Consider the following 22,928-nt stretch of genomic DNA (forward strand, 5'->3'; position numbering starts at 1 on the left):
GGCTTCGTCCTGAAGCTGATCAGCTCTGCGGGAGGGCCGCCAGCTGGGCGCCGATCCGCTCGATGTCGGCCTCGGCCTTGGAGAGCCGGCCGCGGATCTTGTCGACCACGTTGTCCGGGGCCTTGGCCAGGAAGGCTTCGTTGCCGAGCTTCCCGGTGGCCTGGGCCTTCTCCTTCTGCGCGGCCTCCAGATCCTTCGTGAGGCGCTTGCGCTCGGCCGGGACGTCGATCGTGCCGGAGAGGTCCAGGGCGACGGTGGCCCCGGCGACCGGGAGCGACGCGGTGGCCTGGAAGCCGTCCCCGGCGGGCTGGAGCCGCAGGAGCTGGCGGATGGCCGCCTCGTGCGGGGCGAGCTCCGTGCCGGTCAGGGTCAGCTCGGCCGGGACCTTCTGGCCGGGCTGGAGGCCCTGGTCGTTGCGGAAGCGGCGGACCTCGGTGACGACCTGCTGGACGAGCTCGATCTCCTTCTCGGCCGCGTCGTCGCGGAAGCCGGAGTCGCCCGGCCACTCGGCGATGACGATCGACTCGCGCCCGGTGAGCGCGGTCCACAGCGCCTCCGTGACGAACGGGACGATCGGGTGCAGCAGCCGCAGCATCACGTCCAGGACCTCGCCGAGGACCCGGCCCGAGACCTGGGCCGGGCGGCCGCCCGCGAAGAACGTGGTCTTGGACAGCTCGACGTACCAGTCGAAGACCTCGTCCCACGCGAAGTGGCGCAGCGACTCACTGATCTTGGCGAACTGGAAGTCGTCGTAGAACGCGTCGACCTCCGCGACCGTCTTGTTCAGACGGGACAGGATCCAGCGGTCGGTGACGGACATCTCCTCGACCGGGGGCAGTTCGCCCTCGATCGTGGCGCCGTTCATCAGGGCGAAGCGGGTGGCGTTCCAGATCTTGTTGGAGAACTTCGCCGAGCCCTGGACCCACTCCTCGCCGATCGGGACGTCGGTGCCGGGGTTGGCGCCGCGCGCGAGGGTGAAGCGCAGGGCGTCGGAGCCGTACTTGTCCATCCAGTCCAGCGGGTTGACGACGTTGCCGAAGGACTTCGACATCTTCTTGCCGTGCTCGTCGCGGACCATGCCGTGCAGGACGATGGTGGAGAACGGAGGGACGCCGTCGTTGACGTACAGGCCGAACATCATCATCCGGGCGACCCAGAAGAAGAGGATGTCGTAGCCGGTGACCAGGACGGAGTTCGGATAGAACTTCGCGAGGCTGTCGGTCCGTTCGGGCCAGCCGAGGGTGGAGAACGGCCACAGGCCGGAGGAGAACCAGGTGTCCAGGACATCGCTGTCCTGGGTCCAGCCCTCGCCGGTGGGCGCCTCGTCGTCGGGTCCGACGCAGACGACCTCGCCGTTCGGGCCGTACCAGACGGGGATGCGGTGGCCCCACCAGAGCTGGCGCGAGATCGTCCAGTCGTGGAGGTTGTCGACCCAGTCGAAGTAGCGCTTCTCCATCTCCTGCGGGTGGATCTTGACGCTGCCGTCGCGGACCGCGTCACCGGCGGCCTTGGCGAGCGGGGCGACCTTGACCCACCACTGGAGGGAGAGACGCGGCTCGATGGTGGTCTTGCAGCGCGAGCAGTGGCCGACGGAGTGGACGTAGGGCCGCTTCTCGGCGACGATCCGGCCCTCGGCGCGCAGGGCGGCGACGATGGCGGAACGGGCCTCCAGCCGGTCCAGGCCCTGGAAGGGCCCGGGGACGGTGATGACGGCGCGCTCGTCCAGGACCGTGAGGAACGGCAGGTCGTGGCGCTTGCCGATCTCGAAGTCGTTCGGGTCGTGGGCGGGCGTCACCTTGACCGCGCCGGTGCCGAACTCCGGGTCGACGTGGTGGTCGGCGACGACGGGGATGGTGCGGTCGGTCAGCGGCAGGCTGATCTGCTTGCCGACCAGGTGCTTGTAGCGCTCGTCGTCGGGGTGGACGGCGACGGCGGTGTCACCGAGCATCGTCTCGGCGCGGGTGGTGGCGACGACGATGGTCTCGTCCCCGTCCCCGTACGTCATGGAGACGAGCTCGCCGTCGTCCTCCTGGTACTCGACCTCGATGTCGGAGATCGCGGTGAGACAGCGGGGGCACCAGTTGATGATGCGCTCGGCGCGGTAGATGAGCCCGTCGTCGTACATCTGCTTGAAGACGGTCTGGACGGCCTTGGACAGGCCCTCGTCCATGGTGAAGCGCTCACGGGACCAGGCGACGCCCTCGCCGAGGCGGCGCATCTGGCCGGAGATCTGGCCGCCGGACTCGTTCTTCCACTGCCAGACACGCTCGACGAAGGCCTCGCGGCCCAGGTCGTGGCGGGACTTGCCCTCCTTGCCGAGCTCGCGCTCGACGACGTTCTGGGTGGCGATGCCGGCGTGGTCCATGCCCGGCTGGTACAGCGCCTCGTAGCCCTGCATCCGCTTCCGGCGGACGAGGGCGTCGATCAGGGTGTGCTCGAAGGCGTGGCCCAGGTGGAGCGATCCGGTGACGTTCGGCGGCGGGATGACGATGCTGTACGGCGGCTTGTCGCTGTGCTCGTCGGCTTCGAAGTACCCGCGCTCCACCCAGCGCTCGTACAACTTCCCCTCTACATCGGCCGGCGCGTACTGGGTCGGCAGTTCGGGGTTGCTGGCGCTTGGCTGCTGAGTGTTCTCGGTCACGGGAGACAGTTTAGGGCCGTCACAGGTCTGCACTGAAACGGATTGGTTCAGTAACGGTGTCCGACCCGATCCCCCATGTCAGGGCGGCTTCCGTCAGGATGTTGGCAACGCATAAGGAATTCTGGAGGGGACACCGCAATGAGCTACAACCAGCCGGGCCCGTACGGTGGGCAGCCGCCGCAGGGCCAGCCCGGACCGTACGGACAGCAGCCGGGCCCGTACGGAGCCCCGCCGCCCCAGGGCCCCCCGCAGGGCCAGCCCGGCTACGGCTACCCGCAGCAGGCCCCTCAAGGCGTCCCTCCGCAGCAGCCGAACCCGTACGGGCAGCCGCAGCAGCCGCAGCAGGGCTACGGCTACCCGCAGGCTCAGCAGCCGGGCCCCTACGGCCAGCAGCCGCCCGCCCCTCCGTACGGCGGGCAGCCTCCGTACGGCTCCCAGGCGCCGCAGCCGAAGAAGAAGACCGGCCTGATCGTCGGCGTGGCCGTGGTGGCCCTGGCGGTCATCGCGGGCGGGGCGTACTTCCTGACGTCGGGCGGCGGTAGCGGTGACGTGGCGGACTCCACGAAGGGGTACAAGCTGACGCCCGCCGCTGCGGTGGACGACTACAAGCAGGACACGAAGGAGAAGGCGCCGGCCGGGCCGGTCACCGGCGAGGACAAGGCCGAGGCCGAGGCCATGGGGATCAAGAACGCCAACGAGGCGGCGGCCCAGTACATCAGCGGCGACATGGAGAAGAACCCGCTCACGGCGAAGATGCTCCTGCTCCAAGGCCTCTGGGGCGAGGTCTCGGATCCGGCGAAGACGCTCGACAACGCGTTCAAGCAGGCCGAGAAGAGCATGTCGGAGGACTCCGACAGCAAGGAGGTCTCCTTGATCGGCAGCCCGGAGGACGTCCAGCCGGACGGTTTCGACGGCGCGCTGATGAAGTGCCAGAAACTCAAGACGATCAACGACGAGGCCGACGGCACCGCGGCCAAGGGGCCGAAGGAAATCGTCACGCCGGTCTGCGTCTGGGCCGACTACAGCACGGTCGGCATCGTCGTCGCCGTCGATGTCGGCTCGGCGCTGACGGGGAAGGCCGTGCCCCAGGAGGACGTGGCCGCCCTCGCCGCCAAGCTCTACAACACCTCCCGCACCAAGATCTGACCCAGCGTCCGATCCCTCAACGCCGAAGGGGCGCCCGCCGGTTCATCCGGTGGGCGCCCCTTCGGCGTACGCAAGTCTTCTGCGGCTAGGCCGACTTCTCGTGCCGGCCGCCGTCGTTCTTGCCGATGGTGCGCGGCTCGCGCGGGACCAGCGTCGGGTTGACGTTGTTGCGGACGACGTCCGGAGTGATGACGACGCGGGCGACGTCCTTGCGGGACGGGACCTCGTACATCACGGACTGGAGGACTTCCTCCATGATCGCGCGCAGACCGCGTGCGCCGGTCTGGCGCAGGATCGCCTGGTCGGCGATGGCCTCCAGCGCCTCGCGCTCGAAGTCCAGCTCCACACCGTCGAGTTCGAACAGCCGCTGGTACTGCTTGACCAGGGCGTTGCGCGGCTCGATGAGGATCTGGAGCAGGGCCTCGCGGTCCAGGTTGTGGACCGAGGTCAGCACGGGGAGACGGCCGATGAACTCGGGGATCATCCCGAACTTCACCAGGTCCTCCGGCATGACCTCCTGGAACTGGTCGCTCGCCTGGATCTCCAGCTTGGAGCGGATCGTGGCGCCGAAGCCGATGCCCTTGGCGCCGGCCCGGGACTCGATGATCTTCTCCAGACCGGAGAACGCGCCGCCCACGATGAACAGCACGTTCGTCGTGTCGATCTGGATGAACTCCTGGTGCGGGTGCTTGCGTCCGCCCTGCGGCGGTACGGAGGCGGTGGTGCCCTCCAGGATCTTCAGCAGGGCCTGCTGCACGCCCTCGCCGGAGACATCGCGGGTGATCGACGGGTTCTCGCTCTTGCGGGCGACCTTGTCGATCTCGTCGATGTAGATGATCCCGGTCTCGGCCTTCTTGACGTCGTAGTCGGCCGCCTGGATCAGCTTGAGCAGGATGTTCTCGACGTCCTCGCCGACATAGCCGGCCTCCGTCAGCGCCGTCGCGTCCGCGATGGCGAACGGGACGTTGAGCATGCGGGCCAGCGTCTGCGCGAGCAGCGTCTTACCGGAACCCGTGGGGCCCAGCAGGAGGATGTTCGACTTGGCGAGCTCGATCGCGTCCTCGCGATTGGCGCCGCCGCCGTTCTCCCCGGCCTGGACCCGCTTGTAGTGGTTGTACACCGCGACCGAGAGGGCCTTCTTCGCGGGCTCCTGCCCGACGACGTACCCCTCCAGGAACTCGTAGATCTCGCGAGGCTTGGGAAGCTCTTCCCAACGAACCTCGCTCGTCTCCGCGAGCTCCTCCTCGATGATCTCGTTGCAGAGATCGATGCACTCGTCGCAGATGTACACACCGGGTCCCGCGATGAGCTTCTTCACCTGCTTCTGGCTCTTTCCGCAGAACGAGCACTTGAGCAGGTCGCCGCCATCACCGATGCGTGCCACGAGGTGCTTCCCCTTCGCCTGGGAGACGCCTGGTTCAGCGACTCCTGGTGCCTCTATCCGACGGTACCTTGCCTGGGCCCCCGTTCGGGCCCCCCTTGGCACGGTTCACACGGCCGTGGCCGTGCAAACGGAATGTGCCAAGGGGAAAGACCGACGTCAGAGCGATGCGCCCGCGGTGGTCTTGCGGGTGGAAACGATCTGGTCGACCAGACCGTACGCCAGGGCGTCCTCGGCCGTGAGGATCTTGTCGCGCTCGATGTCCTCGCTGATCTTCTCCAGCGGGGTGGTCGAGTGCCGGGCCAGCATCTGCTCCAGCTGCGTGCGCATCCGGAGGATCTCGTTGGCCGCGATCTCCAGGTCGGAGAGCTGCTCGCGGCCCGTCTGCGAGGACGGCTGGTGGATGAGCACCCGGGCGTGCGGGAGCGCCATGCGCTTGCCCGGGGTGCCCGCGGCGAGCAGGACCGCGGCGGCGGAGGCCGCCTGGCCCATGCAGACCGTCTGGATGTCCGGCTTCACGAACTGCATCGTGTCGTAGATCGCGGTGAGCGCGGTGAACGAGCCGCCGGGGCTGTTGATGTAGATCGAGATGTCGCGGTCGGGGTCCATCGACTCCAGGCACAGCAGCTGCGCCATGACGTCGTTGGCGGAGGCGTCGTCGATCTGGACGCCCAGGAAGATCACGCGCTCCTCGAAGAGCTTCGCGTACGGGTCGTACTCGCGCACGCCCTGCGAGGTGCGCTCCACGAAGCGCGGGACGACGTAGCGGTTGTCCACCTGCGGGCCGGTGTAGAGGCCGCTCGCAGAGGCGCCGGTGTAGTTGTTCATGTGGGTCTTCACCATCCTGGTGGCGTTCTGTGGGCTGGAGGTCTCGGCGTGCGAGAGGCGTGCGGGAGGTGGTGCGGCCGGTCCGGTGGGAACCGGATCAGGCACCGGTGCCGCCGCCGCCCGGGATGCCCGACGCGACCGTGATGATCTCGTCGATGAGGCCGTAGTCCTTGGCCTCCTCCGCCGTGTACCAGCGGTCGCGGTCGCCGTCGCGGATGATCGTCTCGACGGTCTGGCCGGAGTGGCGGGCGGTGATCTCCGCCATCCGCGTCTTGGTGCGGAGCAGGTACTGGGCCTGGATCTTGATGTCCGAGGCCGTTCCGCCGATGCCGGCCGAACCCTGGTGCATGAGGATGTCGGTGTTCGGGAGCGCGAAGCGCTTGCCCGCGGCGCCGCCGGTGAGCAGGAACTGGCCCATGGAGGCGGCCATGCCCATGCCGATGGTGACGACGTCGTTCGGGATGTACTGCATGGTGTCGTAGACCGCCATGCCGGCCGTCACCGAACCACCGGGGCTGTTGATGTAGAGGTAGATGTCCTTGTCGGGCTCTGCGGCAAGGAGGAGAAGCTGTGCGGTGATCTTGTTGGCGATGTCATCGTCGACCTGCTGACCGAGGAAGATGATGCGCTCGCCGAGCAGTCGGCTGTAGACCTGGTCACCGAGGCCTCCACCGAGGGACGGCTCTCCGGCGGCGTAGGGCATCAGATTCGTCACGTATCCACCTGCTCGTCTCTGACGGCTCCGGCCGTCTCAGCGTCTTCGTACCGGGCGGGTGAAGTCACTGCCCCACCCTTCCTCTTCATGGACCCTAACGCGCAGGTGGGACAACGCCATCCCGCTTCCGCAACTGTTCGCTGGGAGCGCAAGGTCCGCAGTGGGCACAAGGGTTCCGGGGCTCGCACAGCGATACGACGCCCCACGCCGGGATACGGCGACGGGCCCCGGACGCGTGGAGCGTCCGGGGCCCGTCGTGCCGGTCGGCGCGAAGGCCGCCCTGGGGATCGGGACGAGGCTCAGGCCTCGTTCTTCTCCTCGGCCTTGTCCTCGGTGGCGGCCTCGGCCGGCGCCTCCGTGGTCTCGGCGGTGGCCTCGGCGGCCTCTGCGGTGTCCTCGTCGTCTTCGAGGTCGACGACCTCACCGTTGGTGTCGACGACCTTGGCGGCCTCGACGACGACGGCGAGCGCCTTGCCGCGGGCGACCTCGCCGACGAGCATCGGCACCTGGCCACCCTCGACGACGGCCTGGGCGAACTGGTCGGGGCTCATGCCGGAGGAGGCAGCGCGCCGCATGAGGTGCTCGGTGAGCTCCTCCTGGTTGACGTTCAGCTTCTCCTTGTTGACGAGCTCGTCAAGGATGAACTGGGTCTTGATGCCCTTGATGGCCTGCTCGGAGGTCTCGTTCTCGAACTCCTCCAGGGTCTTGCCCTGGATCTCGAGGTACTTCTCGAGGTCGAGGCCCATCTGACCGAGCTGGTGGTGCTCCAGGTTGTGCTTGCGGGTCTGGACCTCGTCCGCGAGCAGCTTCTCCGGGATCGGGACCTCGGCGAGCTTCAGCAGCTCCTCCAGGACGCGCTCCTGGGCCTGGGTGGCCTGGTCGTACTGCTTGGTGGTCTCCAGGCGCTTGCGGCTGTCGGCCTTCAGCTCCTCCAGCGTGTCGAACTCGCTGGCCATCTGGGCGAAGTCGTCGTCCAGCTCGGGAAGCTCACGGGCGGCGACGGCGGTGACCTTGACGGTGACCTCCGCGGCCTTGCCCTCGGCGGAGCCGCCCTTCAGCTCGGAGGTGAAGGTGGCCTCGCCACCGGCCTCCAGGCCGGTCACGGCCTCGTCGATGCCGTCGAGGAGCTCGCCGGAACCGATGGTGTACGAGACACCGTCGGCCACGCCGTCCTCCAGGACCTCGCCGTCGACCTTGGCCTCCAGGTCGATCGTGACGACGTCGCCGTCGGCGGCGGCGCGCTCGACCGGGTTGGTGGCGGCGAAGCGCTCGCGGAGCTGCTCCACGGCCTTCTCGACCTCTTCGTCGGTGACCTCAAGGGCGTCGACGGTGACCTCGATGCCGGAGTAGTCCGGGATCTCGATCTCGGGGCGTACGTCAACCTCGGCGGTGAAGGCCAGCAGCTCGCCGTCCTTCAGCTCGGTGATGTCGACCTCGGGCTGGCCGAGGACGTTCAGCTCACCCTCGTTGACCGCCTCGGTGTAGAACTTCGGGAGGGCGTCGTTGACGGCCTCCTCCAGCACCGCACCGCGGCCGAACCGCTGGTCGATGACCCGGGCGGGGATCTTGCCCTTGCGGAAGCCCTTCACCGTGACCTGCTGGTTGATCTTCTTGTACGCCGCGTCGAGGCTGTCCTTGAGCTCCTCGAAGGGCACCTCAATGCTGAGCCGAACCCGGGTCGGGTTCAGGGTCTCCACGGCGCTCTTCACGGTTCGGTCTCCTTGGTGGCTGACTTCTTGGGGTTCTGCTGGGCCGCCGATTGGCGGCTTCGCGGACCGAGCCCGGTACATCAGACACACGGGCACGCATTTTGCATAGTAACGGCAAGGGGGATGACTCCCACAATGCGATCTTGCTGGTGGTCGGGGTGGCCGGATTCGAACCGACGACCTTCCGCTCCCAAAGCGGACGCGCTACCAAGCTGCGCCACACCCCGTCGGTGCGACACGTAGGGTACATGCCCCGGAGCCGTGGTTCCGCCGCTTTACGGAGCGACGTCAGGGGCCCGGTCCGGGTCCGGTCCGGTGGCCGGCACAACGGATGTGCGGGCACCGCCGCCGACCCGCTACGATGCTCTTCGTGCCGCGGTCCACGGATCTGCGGTGCGGCGCTTGCGGGCGTAGCTCAATGGTAGAGCCCTAGTCTTCCAAACTAGCTACGCGGGTTCGATTCCCGTCGCCCGCTCCACGCAGCCGAGGCCCGGGCCGGAGGATGATCCTCCGGCCCGGGCCTCGCGCGTTGCGGTGCTTCGGCAGCCCGGTCCGGGGCCCGGCAGCCGATCCCGGCCTCAGAAGCTGATCTGGTTGATGGTGTCGGCTATCGAGTTCATGAACCTGTTGATCGACGGCGCCATGCCGGTCGATGCCAGGAAGAAGCCGAAGAGCACGGCGACGATCGCGGGACCGGCCTTGATGGAGCCACCACGGATCATTACCACCAGGATGACCGCGAACAGCAGCACCATAGACAGTGAAATAGCCACGTCTGATCACACCCTCGGTCGGTCCGCCTTGCCGGCCCGGAAGCGTGCACCACCGCGCGCCCCGTCGCCCCCATCGTGCCACCAACTCCCCCGTGGTTGCTGCCGGGTGACGGAACGGACTGACGGGATCCCGCCATCCTTCACGGGCCGACGCCACCCCCGTGACAGGCGCGGCACGGCGCCCGCCCCGCGCCGTGCCGGGGAACCGGGCGGGAAGCGCGCGGGAGCCGCGGGGCCCTCGCGCTCCCTGTGCGCCGACTGTGAAATCCCCGCGGCCGAATATCCACCACGGCGATCGTTTCCGCATCCACACACTTCATTCACAGCCAATTGACCGCGTGGATGCGACGTAATTCACTTCCACCGACACTCGGCCGATATGCCCCATTTAAGCGGGATCAATGGTGCCATAGCGGGCGGTGCTCGACGGTTTCACATTCGAATAGAGGGGAACACGCGATATCTCCCCACAGTTTTACGCGAGGCAATCGACCGGTCTAAGGTGCCTTAGATGTTCCAAGCTCCGAGCGTATTTCAGAGGGCTCCGCTCCCCCCGGCGACCCGGGAGTCGGAGCCCAGACACGAGCAGACGCTCACCGCCACCGCTCCCCGCCCGGCCCCGGGGCCCAGCGCTCGGGGTGCCGCCGCTCCGGCGCCCGCGGCGGCGAGGAAACGCGATCCCTACTTCGACAATGTGAAGTATCTGGCCATCGTTCTCGTCGCGGTGGCGCACGCCTGGGAACCCGTGATGGACGGCAGCCGCGCCACCCGGGCGCTGTACATGATCGTGTACACGTTCCATATGCCGGCCTTCATCCTCATCTCCGGCTATTTCTCCCGCTCGTTCGACATGACGCCGTCCAAGGTGAAGCGGCTGATCACCTCGGTCGCGGTGCCGTACGTGCTGTTCGAGACGGCCTATTCGCTCTTCAAGCGGTACGCGGACGATTCGCCCGACATGGCGATCAGTCTGATCGACCCGTTCTTCCTGACCTGGTTCCTGATCGCCCTGTTCGTCTGGCGGGTGACCACGCCGATCTGGCGCACGCTGCGCCATCCGCTGCCGGTGGCGCTCGCCATCGCCGTGCTCGCCTCCGTCTCCCCCGAGATCGGCGACGACCTCGACCTCCAGCGGGTGCTGCAGTTCCTGCCGTTCTTCGTGCTCGGCCTGCTGATGAAGCCCGAGCACTTCCAGCTGGTCAGGCGGCGCGAGGTGCGGCTGCTGTCGCTGCCGCTGTTCGCCGGTGCGCTGCTCTTCGCGTACTGGATCGCCCCGCGCATGGAGCTCGGCTGGTTCTACCGCGCCAACAGCGCGCAGGAGATGGACGCGCCGTGGTGGTCCGGCGCGGTGATGACGCTCGCGATGTTCGGCTGCGCCCTGGCGCTTACGGTCGGCTTCCTGGCCTGGGTGCCCGGCAGGGCCCGGTGGTTCACGGCGCTCGGCGCCGGAACGATCTGCGGCTACCTGCTGCACGGCTTCCTGGTCAAGGGGGCCGAGTACGCGGGCCTGTTCGACCGCTACACCTGGCTCTCCGACCCGGTCGGGCTGGTCGTCGTCTCGCTCACCGCGGCGGTGGCCGTGACGCTCATGTGCACCCCTTGGGTGGGACGCGCCCTGAAGTGGGCCACCGAGCCGGACATGAAGTGGGCGTTCCGGAAGGACCCCGCGGGGCGCTGAGCCCCCTGACGGACCGGCCGCTCACGGAACGGCCGCCGCCCCCTCGCCGTTCTCCCTGATCCACCCGCCGGCCCGGCCGCGGGTGGATCAGTGCGTCTCCGGGTTGGCCGGATTCTTTCGGTCCGAGGGTGATTCGTCGCCGGCCAGCCCCAACAGCTCGCGTACCTGCGCATACTTCGCCGTCAGTCGGGTACGCGTCGCCGCGTCCAGGACCGCGAGGCGCTCGGGATCCGCGTTGTGGGCGAGGTCCGCCTCCTTGATGAGCAGCGCGCCCGGAGTGGCCAGGATCCGCGCGGCGTACGAGGACAGCTCCTCGCCCGGCCGCTTGGTCACCGCGAGGACCATGTCCTTCACCTCCTGCGGCAGGGCGGCGGCGGCCAGCCACTGAGCCGAGAGCGCGGCGTCCTCGATCGCGTCGTGCAGCCAGGCCGCCGCGATCTGCCCATCGCCGCCGCCGCGCAGCCGCACGCCTTCGGCCACCGCCGCCAGGTGTTCCGCGTACGGACGGCCCGCCTTGTCGGTCTGCCGCGCATGGGCCTCGCGGGCGATGGCCTCCACCTCGGCGACGCTCAGATCGTGTCCAGTCATGGGCCGACCCTACGGCCGCGTACGGCATCAGGGCCCGGGCCGCATCCAGGCCGTTTCCGGGGCCGCAGCCGAACTCGCCTCGTCCGTCCGGGTGTTGATGCCGCATCCCGACGATCCCCATAGCCGAAGCAAAACGACAAAAGCTGACAATCTGATGGACCCATAGTTGCAGGGTCAATCGTTCGGTAAACTAATTACTGATGGATTCTTAATGCCCTCTTGACCAGCTCTTGACCGACCCCGAAGGATCAGGCTCATCGGACACGCAGACACCCTCCTCGCCATGGGCGGCGCCTTCCTGGCCGCTGCCGTCCTCGCCCGCCTCGGCGGCCGCATCGGGCTGCCGACGATTCCCTTGTTCATCCTGGCCGGGATCCTCCTGGGCCCGCACACCCCCGGCTACACGCTTCTGAAGAACCCGCACGACCTGGAGATGCTCTCCGCGCTGGGACTCGTCCTCCTGCTCTTCTACCTGGGGCTCGAGTTCCACATGGACGACCTCAAGACGGGCGGCCGGAAGATGGCCATCGCCGGCGGGACGTACCTCCTGCTGAACGTCGGCGCCGGTCTCGCCTTCGGTTTCGCGCTGGGCTGGGGCACGGCGGAGGCGCTGGTCCTCGCCGGTGTCCTCGGCATCTCCTCGTCCGCGATCGTCACCAAGATCCTGGTGGACCTCGGGCGCATCGGGAATCCGGAGACCCGGCCGATCCTCGGCATCATCGTCGTCGAGGACATCTTCCTCGCCCTGTACCTCGCCGCGCTCCAGCCGATCCTGTCCGGTGCGGACAGCCTCTCGGCCGCGCTGATCGACGGCGGCAAGGCCTTCGGCTTCCTGCTGCTGCTCGCCCTGGCGGCCCGGTTCGGCACGAAGCTCATCGGCAAGCTCATGAACACCAAGGACGACGAGCTGCTCGTCATCTCCTTCCTGGGCGTGGCCGTCTTCGTCGCCGGTGTCTCCGAGATGTTCGGCGTCGCCGACGCGATCGGTGCGTTCATGGTCGGCCTGATGCTCGGCTCCACCTCGTCCGCCGACCGCATCCTGAAGCTGGTCCACCCGCTCCGCGACGCGTTCGGCGCGATCTTCTTCTTCGCCTTCGGCCTCTCCATCGACCCGGGCGACCTCCCGAGCGTGCTGTGGCCGGTGCTGGCCGCCGTGGTGCTGACGCTCGCCATGAACATCGCGGCCGGGCTCGCGGCGGCGAAGGTGTACTCCTTCGGCGCGCAGGCCACGTCCAACATCGCCACCACCCTGGTCGCCCGCGGTGAGTTCGCGCTCATCCTGGCCACGATGGCGGCGGCCGCCGGACTGGACGAGCGGCTCTCGCCGTTCATCGCCGGCTACGTCCTCCTGCTCGCCGTCCTCGCGCCGCTGGCCGCCGGACGCTCCCACTGGCTGACCCGCATCCTGCCGGGCGGCCGCAAGAAGGACGACGACCAGGACCAGAAACAGGTACCGGTGTCGGTCTGAGCAGCACCTGACGGCGGAGAGGCGCCCCGATACCCGGTCTCCGGGTGACGGGCGCCTCTCCGCCGTTCGCCGTCCGGTGACGGGTGTCTCTCCGCCGTTCGCTGCCCCGCGCCCCGCGCCCCGCGCCCGGTGCCCGGTGTCCCGGCCGAAGGCCTCTCAGGCCCGGCGGGAGAGCAGCAGCAGGGCCCGGTCGTCGTTGACGTCCTTGGCGCAGGCCTCGATCAGATGCCAGGCCGCTCCCTCGAAGCCGGTGGAGACATAGCGGTCGGCCTCGCCCGTCAGCCGGTCGATGCCCTCGGACATGTCCCGGTCGGAGGCCTCCACCAGACCGTCGGTGAACAGCATCAGGACGTCGCCCGGCGCGAGCGATCCCTTCACCGCGTCGAACTCGGCCCCGTCGTAGACGCCGAGCAGAGGGCCTTCCCCGGACTTCTCCTCCCACTGGCCCGTGCCCGCGTGCAGTTGGAGGGCGGGCGGATGACCCGCGGAGAAGATCTCGTAGTCGCCCGATTCCAGGTCCAGCACCAGATGGATCGAGGTGGCGAAGCCCTCGTCCCAGTCCTGGCGCAGCAGATAGCCGTTGGCGGCGAGCAGGAAGGCGTGCGGGGGCAGCGAGCCGAGCAGCCCGCCGAAGGCGCCGGACAGCAGCAGGGCCCGGGAGCCCGCGTCCATGCCCTTGCCGGAGACGTCGGTGAGGACGGCCTCCAGGGTGCGGCCCCCGTGGGTGCGGGCCGCGACGACGAAGTCCCCGGAGAACGACTGGCCGCCGGCCGGGCGCAGGGCCATCTCGCGGTGCCAGCCCTGGGGCAGCCGGGGCAGGGAGCTCTGGACCCGGATGCGTTCGCGCAGGTCGAAGAGCATCGTGCCGCCGCGCCGCCAGGGCACGCCGACCCGGGCCCGGAACTGGGCCAGGATCAGCCCGAAGAATCCGCAGGCGGCAACGACGAGCACCGTGCCGGGAGTGACCCGGGCGGGGCCGTCCAGGTACGGGCCGAGGGTGAGCGCCTCGACGATCAGTGCGCCGGCGGCCGTCGCGTAGAGGCCCAGCAGGCTGGCGGGGCGCAGCAGGAGGCCGCCCGCCACGATGGGCAGCGCGAGGGCGGCCGGGTCGATCCAGACCGGGCTCGCGACGGTGGCGAGGGTGATGGCCGGGATCGTCAGCAGCAGACCGGCCAGGGCGATCCAGTCGGAGCCGTCGCCGCGGAAGTAGTCGACCCCGGATTTGCGCAGGCCGATGCGGGCCCGGTGCAGGTTTCTGCGCCACCGGGCCCCGAAGTCGTCTACTCCTCCGCTACGGGCCACTGCCGGGACCTTATCGACCCGAACGGCTCCGGTGCAGGGGGACCCCGGTGACAATGCGCTCGAAATGGGGTCGTCCGCGCGACGGGAGCCGACTTCGCGTGGCATATGACACGGATGTGCGGGGCCGGGACGTCAGTCGCCGGAGGGCCCCGGGGGCTGGCACCGGGGGCACCAGAAGAGGTTGCGGGAGACCAGGTCCGCGGTGCGGATCTCCGTACGGCAGATGTGGCAGGGGAGGTTCGCGCGGCGGTAGACGTAGACCTCGCCGCCGTGGTCGTCCTTGCGGGGCGGGCGGCCCATGGCCTCGGGGAGGTGTTCGGGGCGGACGGTGTCGATCCGGTTGTTCCGCACGCCTTCGCGCATCAGCTCCCCCAGGTCCGCCCAGATCGTGTCCCACTCGGCGCGGGTCAGGTCCCTGCCCGTGCGATACGGGTCGATGCCGTGGCGGAAGAGGACCTCGGCGCGGTAGACGTTGCCGACGCCCGCGATGACCTTCTGGTCCATCAGGAGGGCGGCGACGGTGGTCCGGCTGCGGGAGATCCGCTGCCAGGCGCGCTCGCCGTCCTCGTCGCCGCGCAGCGGGTCCGGGCCCAGGCGTTCGTGTATCGCGCGCTTCTCGGGCTCGGTGATCAGGGCGCAGGTGGTGGGGCCGCGCAGATCCGCGTGGTGGACGGCGTTGACCAGCCGGAGGCGGACCGTGTCGGTGGGCGGCGGGGGCGGGGCGGCGCCGAAGCCGAGCTTGCCGAAGAGGCCGAGATGGATGTGGACCCAGCCGGCGTCGCCGAAGCCGAGGAAGAGGTGCTTGCCGTGGGCGTCGGTGGCGGTGAGGGTCCGCCCGTCGAGCAGTGCCGCGCTGTCGGAGAACTTGCCCTGCGGGCTGCTCACCCGTACCGGCGCGCCCGCGAACCGTTCGGCGTGGTCGTCGGCGAGGCGGCGGATGGTATGTCCCTCGGGCACGGCGGGGCTCCTGCTGGAAGGGCGGGCGGCGGTACGGCTGTGCCGGGCGGCGGCATGGCCGTGCCGCCGGGTCCGGGACCCGGCGGCACGGGAGAAAGAGGGGGGCGGATCAGCCCTGCTGCGGGTGGTGGGCGGGGATCGGGGGGAGCTCGCCGGTGTTCTCGTACGCCGCGAGCATCTCGATGCGGCGCGTGTGGCGCTCCTCGTTCGAGTACGGCGTGGTGAGGAAGATCTCGACGAACTTCGTGGACTCCTCGACCGTGTGCATCCGGCCGCCGATGGCGACGACGTTGGCGTCGTTGTGCTCGCGGCCGAGGGCGGCGGTCTGCTCGCTCCAGGCCAGTGCGGCGCGGACGCCCTTGACCTTGTTGGCGGCGATCTGCTCGCCGTTGCCGGAGCCGCCGATCACGATGCCGAGGCTGTCCGGGTCGGCGGCCGTCTTCTCGGCGGCGCGCAGGCAGAACGGCGGGTAGTCGTCCTGGGCGTCGTAGATGTGGGGGCCGCAGTCGACGGCCTCGTGGCCGTGGGCGCCGAGCCACTCGACGAGGTGGTTCTTGAGTTCGTAGCCGGCATGGTCGGATCCGAGGTACACGCGCATGGTGCGAAGTGTGGCACGAACTTCGCGGGGTAGCCGTCAGCGGGGTCGGGGCCTCCCGCCGCGTTCGATGTGGTCAACACCACTCGGGCAACGATCGGGCAAACGATCCGAAAGAGGGGGTTCCGCTTCCGTGTCTTTCCGGGCTTGAATGCGTGGCCTTGTCTTCGCACCACCCCACGGCGGAGCAGGGCGTTCCCTCACGCACCGAACGTAAGGATTCCCCCCATGACGTCGCAGACGACGCTGGCGAAGCCGGGCCAGGAGCCCGGTGAGCCGGACCGGCCGGACTCGTCGGGCGGGCTTCAGGCAGGTCTGAAGAACCGCCACCTCTCGATGATCGCGATCGGCGGTGTGATCGGCGCCGGGCTCTTCGTGGGTTCCAGCGCGGGCATCGCGGCCGCGGGTCCGGCGATTCTGCTGTCGTACGCGATGGTCGGCCTGATGGTCGTCCTCGTGATGCGGATGCTCGGCGAGATGGCCGCCGCCCGGCCGAGCTCCGGTTCCTTCTCCGCCTACGCCGACCAGGCGCTCGGCCGTTGGGCCGGTTTCTCCATCGGCTGGCTCTACTGGTTCTTCTGGGTCGTGGTGCTCGCCGTCGAGGCCACGGCGGGCGCGAAGATCCTGGAGAGCTGGATCCCGGGGGTCCCGCAGTGGGCCTGGGCGCTGATCGTGATGGTCGTGCTGACCGCCACCAACCTGGTCTCGGTGGGCAGTTACGGCGAGTTCGAGTTCTGGTTCGCCGGGATCAAGGTCGTGGCGATCGGCGCGTTCGTGGTCATCGGCTTCCTCGCGGTCTTCGGCTTCCTGCCCGGGTCGGACAACGCGGGATCGGGTCTGGCGCATCTGACGGACAGCGGCGGGTTCTTCCCCGAGGGGCCCGGCGCGATCCTGACCGGTGTGCTGATGGTCGTCTTCTCGTTCATGGGCAGTGAGATCGTGACGCTGGCCGCCGGCGAGTCGTCGGACCCGCAGCGGGCCGTCTCCAAGGCCACCAACAGCGTGATCTGGCGTATCGCCGTCTTCTACCTCGGCTCGATCTTCGTGGTGCTGACGCTGCTGCCGTGGAACGACCCGTCGATCGTCGAGAAGGGCAGCTATGTCGCCGCCCTCGACGTGATCGGGATCCCGCACGCCGGGCAGGTCATGGACTTCATCGTGCTGACGGCCGTGCTGTCCTGCCTCAACTCCGGCCTCTACACCGCCTCCCGGATGGCGTTCTCGCTCGGCGAGCGGGGCGACGCTCCGAAGGCCTTCGCCAAGGTCAACAAGCGCGGTGTGCCGCAGGCGGCGATCCTGTCCTCGGTCGTCTTCGGCTTCGTGGCGGTGTTCTTCAACTACCAGTGGCCCGACACGGTGTTCCAGTTCCTGCTGAACTCCTCCGGCGCGGTCGCGCTCTTCGTGTGGCTGGTCATCTGCTTCACCCAGCTGCGGATGCGCGGGATCATCCTGCGCGAGACCCCCGGCAAGCTGGTCGTACGGATGTGGCTCTTCCCGTACCTCACCTGGGCGACGATCGCGATGATCTCCTTCGTCCTGGTCTACATGCTGACCGACGACACCGCCCGCGAGCAGGTCGTGCTGTCGTTGCTGGTAGCGGCCCTGGTGGTGGGCATCTCGCTGTTCCGGGAGGTGCGCGGCCGCAAGGCCGTAGCCAAGTGATCCGCACCCGTCCGCTCGATACCTGACAGAGGTTGTCAGGTAATGGGGGGAGGCTCTTCCTCGCACCGCCGAAACGCGAGCGAAGGAGAGCCTCCCCCCATGTCGTCCCAGCCCACCAGATCCGCACCCGCCACCTTCCAGACCGGCTTCCCGATCCGGCCCGGCCGGCTGGTCGGGGCCGCCACCCCCGAGGACGTACGGGAGGCCGTGGCGTACGCCGCCGCGCGCGGACTCCCCGTCGCCGCGCACGCCACCGGCCACGGGCTGTCCGGAGCGGTCGAGGGCGGCGTCCTCGTCGTCACCCGCGCCCTGGACTCCGTCGCCGTCGACCCGGTCCGCCGCACCGCCCGGATCGGCGCGGGCGCGACCTGGGGCGCGGTGACCGCGGCGGCGATCCCGCACGGGCTGGCCCCGCTCAACGGCTCGTCGCCCTCCGTGGGCGCGGTCTCGTACACGCTGGGCGGCGGGCTGGGCATCCTGGCCCGGGAGTTCGGGTACGCCGCCGATCATGTGCGGGCGCTGGAGGTGGTGACCGCCGACGGGGCCCTGCGCCGGGTCACGCCGGAGCGCGAGCCGGAGCTCTACTGGGGGCTGCGCGGCGGCGGGCACCGGCTGGGGGTGGTGACCGCCCTGGAGATCGGCCTGGTGGCGGTGGAGCGGCTGTACGGGGGCTCGATCGCCTTTGCCGGGGAGCGGGCGGCCGAGGTGGCGGGCCGCTATACGGAGTGGACCCGGACCGTGCCGCGGTCCCTCACTTCGTCGCTGGCCGCGCTCGTCTACCCGGACCTGCCGCAGCTGCCCGAGGAGTTGCGCGGGCGGTACGTCGTCTCCGTGCGGGTCGCCTTCACGGGGGACCCTGCCGAGGGCGAGCGGCTGGTGGCACCGCTGCGGGGGATCGGTCCGGTGCTCGCGGACTCGCTGCGCGAGATGCCGTACGCCGAGAGCCCCTCCATCCACAGCGACCCGCCGTTCCCGCACGCGTACTACGGGGAGGGGCTGATGCTGCGGGACCTGGACGCGGGGCCGGCGGCCCGGGTGCTGGAGCTGACCGGGCCCGGGGCCCCGATGATGACGGTGGTGCAGCTCAACCACCTCGGCGGGGCGTTGGCCGGGCGGCCGGAGGCGGCGAACGCGGTGCCCCACCGGGACGCGGGCTTCCTGCTGCGACTGCTGTCGCCGTTGGACGGGACGGACCTGGCGGCGGTGCGCTCGCTGTACGGGGAGGTGTCCGGGGTGCTGGGGCCGCTCGTTCAGGGGCGGTCGCTGAACTTCTCCTTCGGCGGCGGGGACCGTACCGCCGGTTTCCATGAGCCGGAAACGGCGAAGAGGCTCGCCGGTCTGGTCTCCCAGTTCGATCCGGCGGGCCTCTTCGGGGGGCCCTACGAGGGCTGAGCAGGGGTCAGTCGCGGCGGCCGAGCAGCTTCCAGGTGGTCGGCAGAAGGCCCATGGCCAGCGCCGCCTTGAGCGCGTCGCCGATCAGGAAGGGGACCAGGCCGGCGGCGACGGCGGCGCTCAGCGACATCCCGGTGGACAGCGCGAGGTAGGGCACGCCGATGGCGTAGATGATCGCGGAGCCGAGGACCATGGTGCCCGCGGTGCGCAGCACGGAACGGTCGCCGCCGCGCCGGGCGAGGGCGCCGACGACGGTGGCGGCCAGGAGCATGCCGAAGACGTAGCCCAGGGACGGCATCGACCAGCCCGAGGAGGCCTCGGCGAACCACGGCATGCCGGCCATGCCGACGAGCGCGTACAGCGCGAGGGAGAGGAAGCCGCGGCGGGCGCCCAGCGCGGTGCCGATGAGGAGCGCGGCGAAGGTCTGGCCGGTGACCGGGACCGGGGAGCCGGGGACCGGGACGGCGATCTGGGCCGCGATGCCGGTCAGGGCGGCGCCCCCGAGGACGAGGGCCGCGTCCACGGCGTAGCGGTGCCTGGCTGCGGGCAGCAGGTCGGCGAGGACCGCTCCGGAACGGACGGGGGCGGCAGCAGTGCTCATCGGGACTCCGCGGGTGAGGGCAGGTGGGCCGGGACGGCCCCCGCCGGGCAGGGTGGGGTCGGGCTCCCGCCGACGTTAGCCCACGGGTTAACGCTCGATCACCATCAGCCGCCCACAAAGCGGCGGTTGATGCCTTGGTGGGATTCGCACAAAGGCCGGACCGCAATCGCTCTCCCGCGTGACGCTCGTCACGGAGGTGAGAGGTGCCTCGGCGCATTTTGGCGGGGAGGGCGGCGATCGGCGAGACTGTAGCTTCCCCATAAACGATCAGCTCACTCTGATCGGCCCCCCGAAAGACCCGAAAGACCCGAACCACCCGCACGACCGGCTACGGCCCGCTGATCCGAGAGTGACCCCTCCCCCCATGCACGAGGCCCCTCCCCCCACCCCGGCTTCCACTCCTGCGTCCACCGCCGTTCCGGCCGAGCCGCTGTCGCACGGGCTCCAGCAGCGCCATCTGACGATGCTGGGGCTCGGTGGGGTGATCGGGGCGGGGCTGTTCGTGGGCTCCGGCGCGGGGATCGCGGTGGCGGGGCCCGCCATCGTCGTCTCGTATCTGATCGCGGGGGCGCTCGCGATGCTGGTGATGCGGATGCTGGGCGAGATGTCCGCCGCGATGCCCGCCTCCGGTTCGTTCTCCGTGCACGCCGAGCGGGCGCTCGGGCGGTGGGCCGGGTTCAGTGTCGGCTGGCTGTACTGGTTCCTGCTGGTGGTGGTCCTCGCCGTGGAGGCGACGGCGGCCGCGCAGATCGCCCATGGCTGGGTGCCGGGTGTCGAACCGTGGGCGTGGGTGCTGCTGTTCATGGTGGTGTTCACCGCGGCGAATCTGACGGCGGTGAAGAACTTCGGCGAGTTCGAGTTCTGGTTCGCCTCCTTGAAGGTCGGCGCGATCGTGGTCTTCCTGGTGCTCGGGCTGCTGGCCGTCCTCGGATGGCTCCCGGACACCGATCCGGTCGGGATGGCCAACCTGACCGGTCAGGGCGGCTTCCTGCCGAACGGCTGGGGCGGGGTCGTCTCCGGCGTGCTGACCGTGGTCTTCGCCTTCGGCGGTCTTGAGGTCGTCACCATCGCCGCCGCCGAGACGGACGACCCGGCGCGCGCGGTGGGGCGTGCGGTGCGCAGCGCGGTGGTGCGCATCCTCTTCTTCTACGTCGGCTCGATGCTGGTGATTGTGACCGTGCTGCCGTGGACCGCGCAGCAGGCGGGCCTGAGCCCGTATGTGAAGGTGCTGGACGCGATCGGGGTGCCGTCGGCCGGGCAGATCATGAACATCGTGGTGTTCGTGGCGCTGCTCTCGGCGCTCAACGCCAATCTGTACGGCTCCTCCCGCATGATCTTCTCGCTGGCGGAGCGGGGGGAGGCCCCGCGGGGGCTGCTGAAGGTCTCGGGCGGGAACGCCCCGAAGGGCGCCGGCTCCCGGGAGAAGGCAGGCGGTGTGCCGCGCCGGGCGGTGCTGGCATCGGTGGCCTTCGGCTTCGTCTCCGTGCTGCTCAACCTGCTGTGGCCGGACACGGTGTTCCTCTACATGCTCAACTCGGTCGGCGCGGTGCTGCTGTTCGTGTGGGCGCTGATCGCCGCCTCCCAGCTGCGGCTGCGCGCCCGGCTGGAGCAGGAGGCTCCCGAGGCGCTCTCGCTGCGGATGTGGTGCTTCCCGTATCTGACCTGGGTGACGCTGGCCGGGCTGTTCGGGGTGCTGGTGCTGATGCTGACCGACGAGGCGGCGCGCCCGCAGGTGTTGTGGTCGGCCGGGGCGACGGCGTTGGTGCTGCTGGTGGCGGTGGGGCGGCAGCGGCGGGAGCAGCGCGGGGGTTCGGCCGCTGCCGACGGGTAGGCGGGTGGGGGGGGTCGGTCTTACCGACCGGTAGGCGGGTGTACACCTTGTGTGAGCCTGGTGACCGTATAGCGGACACCTGTTCCCTGTGAGCGGTGCGGATGCTCAGACTGTGGGTTCGCCCCCTGTCTCAGCTACCGAACAGAGCCCGTCCATGCCTCGGACCTCCGCGTCTCCCCCCACCGCTGACTCCGCGGCCCCCGCCGGCCCCTCGGCGGACTCCGCGCTCACCCACGGACTCAAACAGCGTCACCTCTCGATGATCGCCCTCGGCGGGGTGATCGGCGCCGGGCTGTTCGTCGGCTCGGGCGCCGGGATCGCCGCCGCGGGGCCCTCGATCATCGTCGCGTACGCCATCTCCGGGCTGCTCGTCATGATGGTGATGCGCATGCTCGGCGAGATGTCGGCCGCCAATCCGGCGTCCGGTTCCTTCTCCGTGCACGCCGAGCGGGCGATCGGCCCGTGGGCCGGGTTCACCGCGGGCTGGTCCTTCTGGTTCCTGCTCTGCGTCGCCGTGGGCCTGGAGGGCATCGGGGCCGCGCAGATCGTCAGCGGCTGGCTGCCGGGGACACCGGAGTGGGCGTGGGTCGCCCTGTTCATGGTGATCTTCCTCGGGACGAACCTGGCCGCCGTGAAGAACTTCGGCGAGTTCGAGTTCTGGTTCGCCGCGCTCAAGGTCATCGCGATCACGCTGTTCCTGGTGCTCGGCCTGCTGGCGATCCTCGGCGTGCTGCCCGACACGGAGGCGCCCGGCCTGTCCAACCTCACGGGGGACGGCGGCTTCCTCCCCAAGGGCATGGACGGGTTCATCATCGGGCTCCTCGCCTCCGTCTTCGCGTACGGCGGCCTGGAGACCGTCACCATCGCGGCGGCCGAGTCCGAGAACCCGGTGCAGGGCGTCGCGAAGGCGGTCCGTACGGCGATGTGGCGCATCGCGGTGTTCTACATCGGCTCGATGGCGGTCATCGTCACGCTCGTCCCCTGGGACGACCCGAAGGTCGCCGAGGTCGGCCCGTTCTACGCGATGCTCGACCACCTCGGCATCGGGTCCGCCGCGCAGATCATGAACGTGGTCATCCTCATCGCCCTGCTCTCCGCGATGAACGCCAACATCTACGGCGCGTCCCGCATGGCCCGGTCGCTGGTCGCCCGGGGCCAGGGCCCGGCCGTGCTCGGGAAGATCTCCTCCGGGGTGCCGCGCAACGCCGTGCTGTTCTCCTCGGTCTTCGGCTTCGCGTGCGTGCTGCTCAGCTACTGGCGGCCGGACGACGTCTTCCCGTGGCTGCTGAACATGATCGGCGCGGTGATCCTGGTGGTGTGGATCTTCATCGCGGCCTCCCAGCTGATCCTGCGCGGCCGCACCGAGCGGGAGGCGCCCGAGAAGCTGGTCGTGCGGATGTGGTTCTTCCCCGTCGGCACCATCGTCGCCCTGGCGGCCATGGTGGGCATCTTCCTGCTGATGCTGCGCCAGCCGGACACCCGGGACCAGCTGCTGGCCACGGGAGCGCTGACCGTGGTGCTGATCGGCATCGGCCTCGTACGTCAGCGGCGACGGGGCGGCGACGGCGCGAGCGGCGTCGGCGGCGACGGCACGGCCGGGATCCCGGCGCAGCGGAAGTAGCTCCCGCCCGCCGCGCGGTACCGGTTCCCGCACGACCTCT

18 protein-coding genes and 2 tRNA genes are annotated in these 22,928 nt (G+C 69.6%); 8 read left to right on the forward strand and 12 right to left on the reverse strand.

The window, feature by feature from the left end; all coding sequences use genetic code 11:
- Window positions 1-19: 19 nt before the first annotated feature.
- Entirely contained in the window at window positions 20-2,641 is a 2,622-nt protein-coding gene (locus tag ACIQRW_RS18930) for a valine--tRNA ligase (RefSeq protein WP_403761388.1), read from the reverse strand.
- 138 nt (window positions 2,642-2,779) lie between these two features.
- On the opposite strand from ACIQRW_RS18930, the gene ACIQRW_RS18935 reads away from it, so the two are divergent.
- On the forward strand, window positions 2,780-3,787 hold the full coding sequence (locus ACIQRW_RS18935) for a hypothetical protein (RefSeq protein WP_403761391.1): 1,008 nt from the start codon (window positions 2,780-2,782) through the stop codon (window positions 3,785-3,787).
- An 85-nt stretch (window positions 3,788-3,872) separates the two neighbouring features.
- On the opposite strand, the gene clpX is transcribed toward ACIQRW_RS18935, so the two are convergent.
- From clpX to ACIQRW_RS18960, 5 genes are all read right to left on the reverse strand, one after another.
- Entirely contained in the window at window positions 3,873-5,171 is a 1,299-nt protein-coding gene (gene clpX / locus ACIQRW_RS18940) for an ATP-dependent Clp protease ATP-binding subunit ClpX (RefSeq protein WP_007448932.1), read from the reverse strand.
- 156 nt (window positions 5,172-5,327) lie between these two features.
- Window positions 5,328-6,011 (reverse strand): ATP-dependent Clp protease proteolytic subunit, encoded by a 684-nt coding sequence (locus tag ACIQRW_RS18945; protein WP_012380976.1) that lies wholly within the window; start codon window positions 6,009-6,011, stop codon window positions 5,328-5,330.
- 82 nt (window positions 6,012-6,093) lie between these two features.
- On the reverse strand, window positions 6,094-6,699 hold the full coding sequence (locus tag ACIQRW_RS18950) for an ATP-dependent Clp protease proteolytic subunit (protein WP_169808568.1): 606 nt from the start codon (window positions 6,697-6,699) through the stop codon (window positions 6,094-6,096).
- A gap of 311 nt (window positions 6,700-7,010) precedes the next feature.
- Window positions 7,011-8,420 carry a trigger factor gene (tig, locus tag ACIQRW_RS18955; RefSeq protein WP_403761394.1) on the reverse strand — a complete coding sequence of 470 codons (1,410 nt, stop codon included), beginning with the start codon at window positions 8,418-8,420 and terminating at the stop codon, window positions 7,011-7,013.
- Between the two features lie 150 nt (window positions 8,421-8,570).
- Window positions 8,571-8,647: transfer RNA gene (locus ACIQRW_RS18960), tRNA-Pro, on the reverse strand.
- A gap of 177 nt (window positions 8,648-8,824) precedes the next feature.
- Between ACIQRW_RS18960 and ACIQRW_RS18965 the strand changes: the two genes are divergently transcribed.
- A tRNA-Gly gene (locus tag ACIQRW_RS18965) sits at window positions 8,825-8,898 on the forward strand.
- A 100-nt stretch (window positions 8,899-8,998) separates the two neighbouring features.
- On the opposite strand, the gene ACIQRW_RS18970 is transcribed toward ACIQRW_RS18965, so the two are convergent.
- Entirely contained in the window at window positions 8,999-9,193 is a 195-nt protein-coding gene (locus ACIQRW_RS18970) for a hypothetical protein (protein ID WP_026290750.1), read from the reverse strand.
- 511 nt (window positions 9,194-9,704) lie between these two features.
- On the opposite strand from ACIQRW_RS18970, the gene ACIQRW_RS18975 reads away from it, so the two are divergent.
- Window positions 9,705-10,871: an acyltransferase family protein gene (locus ACIQRW_RS18975; RefSeq protein WP_403761398.1), complete on the forward strand. Its 1,167-nt coding sequence runs from the start codon at window positions 9,705-9,707 to the stop codon at window positions 10,869-10,871.
- An 87-nt stretch (window positions 10,872-10,958) separates the two neighbouring features.
- On the opposite strand, the gene ACIQRW_RS18980 is transcribed toward ACIQRW_RS18975, so the two are convergent.
- Window positions 10,959-11,459: an HD domain-containing protein gene (locus ACIQRW_RS18980; protein WP_403761401.1), complete on the reverse strand. Its 501-nt coding sequence runs from the start codon at window positions 11,457-11,459 to the stop codon at window positions 10,959-10,961.
- Window positions 11,460-11,742: 283 nt separating this feature from the next.
- Between ACIQRW_RS18980 and ACIQRW_RS18985 the strand changes: the two genes are divergently transcribed.
- Window positions 11,743-12,927 carry a cation:proton antiporter gene (locus tag ACIQRW_RS18985; protein WP_403761404.1) on the forward strand — a complete coding sequence of 395 codons (1,185 nt, stop codon included), beginning with the start codon at window positions 11,743-11,745 and terminating at the stop codon, window positions 12,925-12,927.
- 156 nt (window positions 12,928-13,083) lie between these two features.
- Here the strand turns inward: ACIQRW_RS18985 and ACIQRW_RS18990 are convergent, their stop codons facing one another.
- The 3 genes from ACIQRW_RS18990 to ACIQRW_RS19000 form a co-directional block, all read right to left on the reverse strand.
- On the reverse strand, window positions 13,084-14,229 hold the full coding sequence (locus tag ACIQRW_RS18990) for a PP2C family protein-serine/threonine phosphatase (protein WP_403761407.1): 1,146 nt from the start codon (window positions 14,227-14,229) through the stop codon (window positions 13,084-13,086).
- A 132-nt stretch (window positions 14,230-14,361) separates the two neighbouring features.
- On the reverse strand, window positions 14,362-15,186 hold the full coding sequence (locus ACIQRW_RS18995; RefSeq protein WP_403761409.1) for an Fpg/Nei family DNA glycosylase: 825 nt from the start codon (window positions 15,184-15,186) through the stop codon (window positions 14,362-14,364).
- Between the two features lie 109 nt (window positions 15,187-15,295).
- Entirely contained in the window at window positions 15,296-15,784 is a 489-nt protein-coding gene (locus tag ACIQRW_RS19000) for a ribose-5-phosphate isomerase (RefSeq protein WP_265601637.1), read from the reverse strand.
- A 225-nt stretch (window positions 15,785-16,009) separates the two neighbouring features.
- Between ACIQRW_RS19000 and ACIQRW_RS19005 the strand changes: the two genes are divergently transcribed.
- Together ACIQRW_RS19005 and ACIQRW_RS19010 are read left to right on the forward strand one after the other, a co-directional pair.
- Window positions 16,010-17,443 (forward strand): amino acid permease, encoded by a 1,434-nt coding sequence (locus tag ACIQRW_RS19005; protein ID WP_403761412.1) that lies wholly within the window; start codon window positions 16,010-16,012, stop codon window positions 17,441-17,443.
- A 99-nt stretch (window positions 17,444-17,542) separates the two neighbouring features.
- On the forward strand, window positions 17,543-18,835 hold the full coding sequence (locus tag ACIQRW_RS19010) for an FAD-binding oxidoreductase (RefSeq protein WP_403761415.1): 1,293 nt from the start codon (window positions 17,543-17,545) through the stop codon (window positions 18,833-18,835).
- 7 nt (window positions 18,836-18,842) lie between these two features.
- Here ACIQRW_RS19010 and ACIQRW_RS19015 read toward each other — a convergent pair whose 3' ends face one another.
- A complete protein-coding gene (locus ACIQRW_RS19015; protein WP_403761417.1) occupies window positions 18,843-19,436 on the reverse strand; it encodes a biotin transporter BioY in 594 nt (197 codons plus the stop codon).
- 364 nt (window positions 19,437-19,800) lie between these two features.
- Between ACIQRW_RS19015 and ACIQRW_RS19020 the strand changes: the two genes are divergently transcribed.
- Both ACIQRW_RS19020 and ACIQRW_RS19025 read left to right on the forward strand, forming a co-directional pair.
- Entirely contained in the window at window positions 19,801-21,267 is a 1,467-nt protein-coding gene (locus ACIQRW_RS19020; RefSeq protein ID WP_403761420.1) for an amino acid permease, read from the forward strand.
- A gap of 154 nt (window positions 21,268-21,421) precedes the next feature.
- Window positions 21,422-22,888: an amino acid permease gene (locus tag ACIQRW_RS19025; protein ID WP_403761423.1), complete on the forward strand. Its 1,467-nt coding sequence runs from the start codon at window positions 21,422-21,424 to the stop codon at window positions 22,886-22,888.
- Window positions 22,889-22,928: the final 40 nt, after the last annotated feature.

The organism is Streptomyces sp. NPDC091287 (assembly GCF_044768525.1).
Taxonomy (GTDB): domain Bacteria; phylum Actinomycetota; class Actinomycetes; order Streptomycetales; family Streptomycetaceae; genus Streptomyces.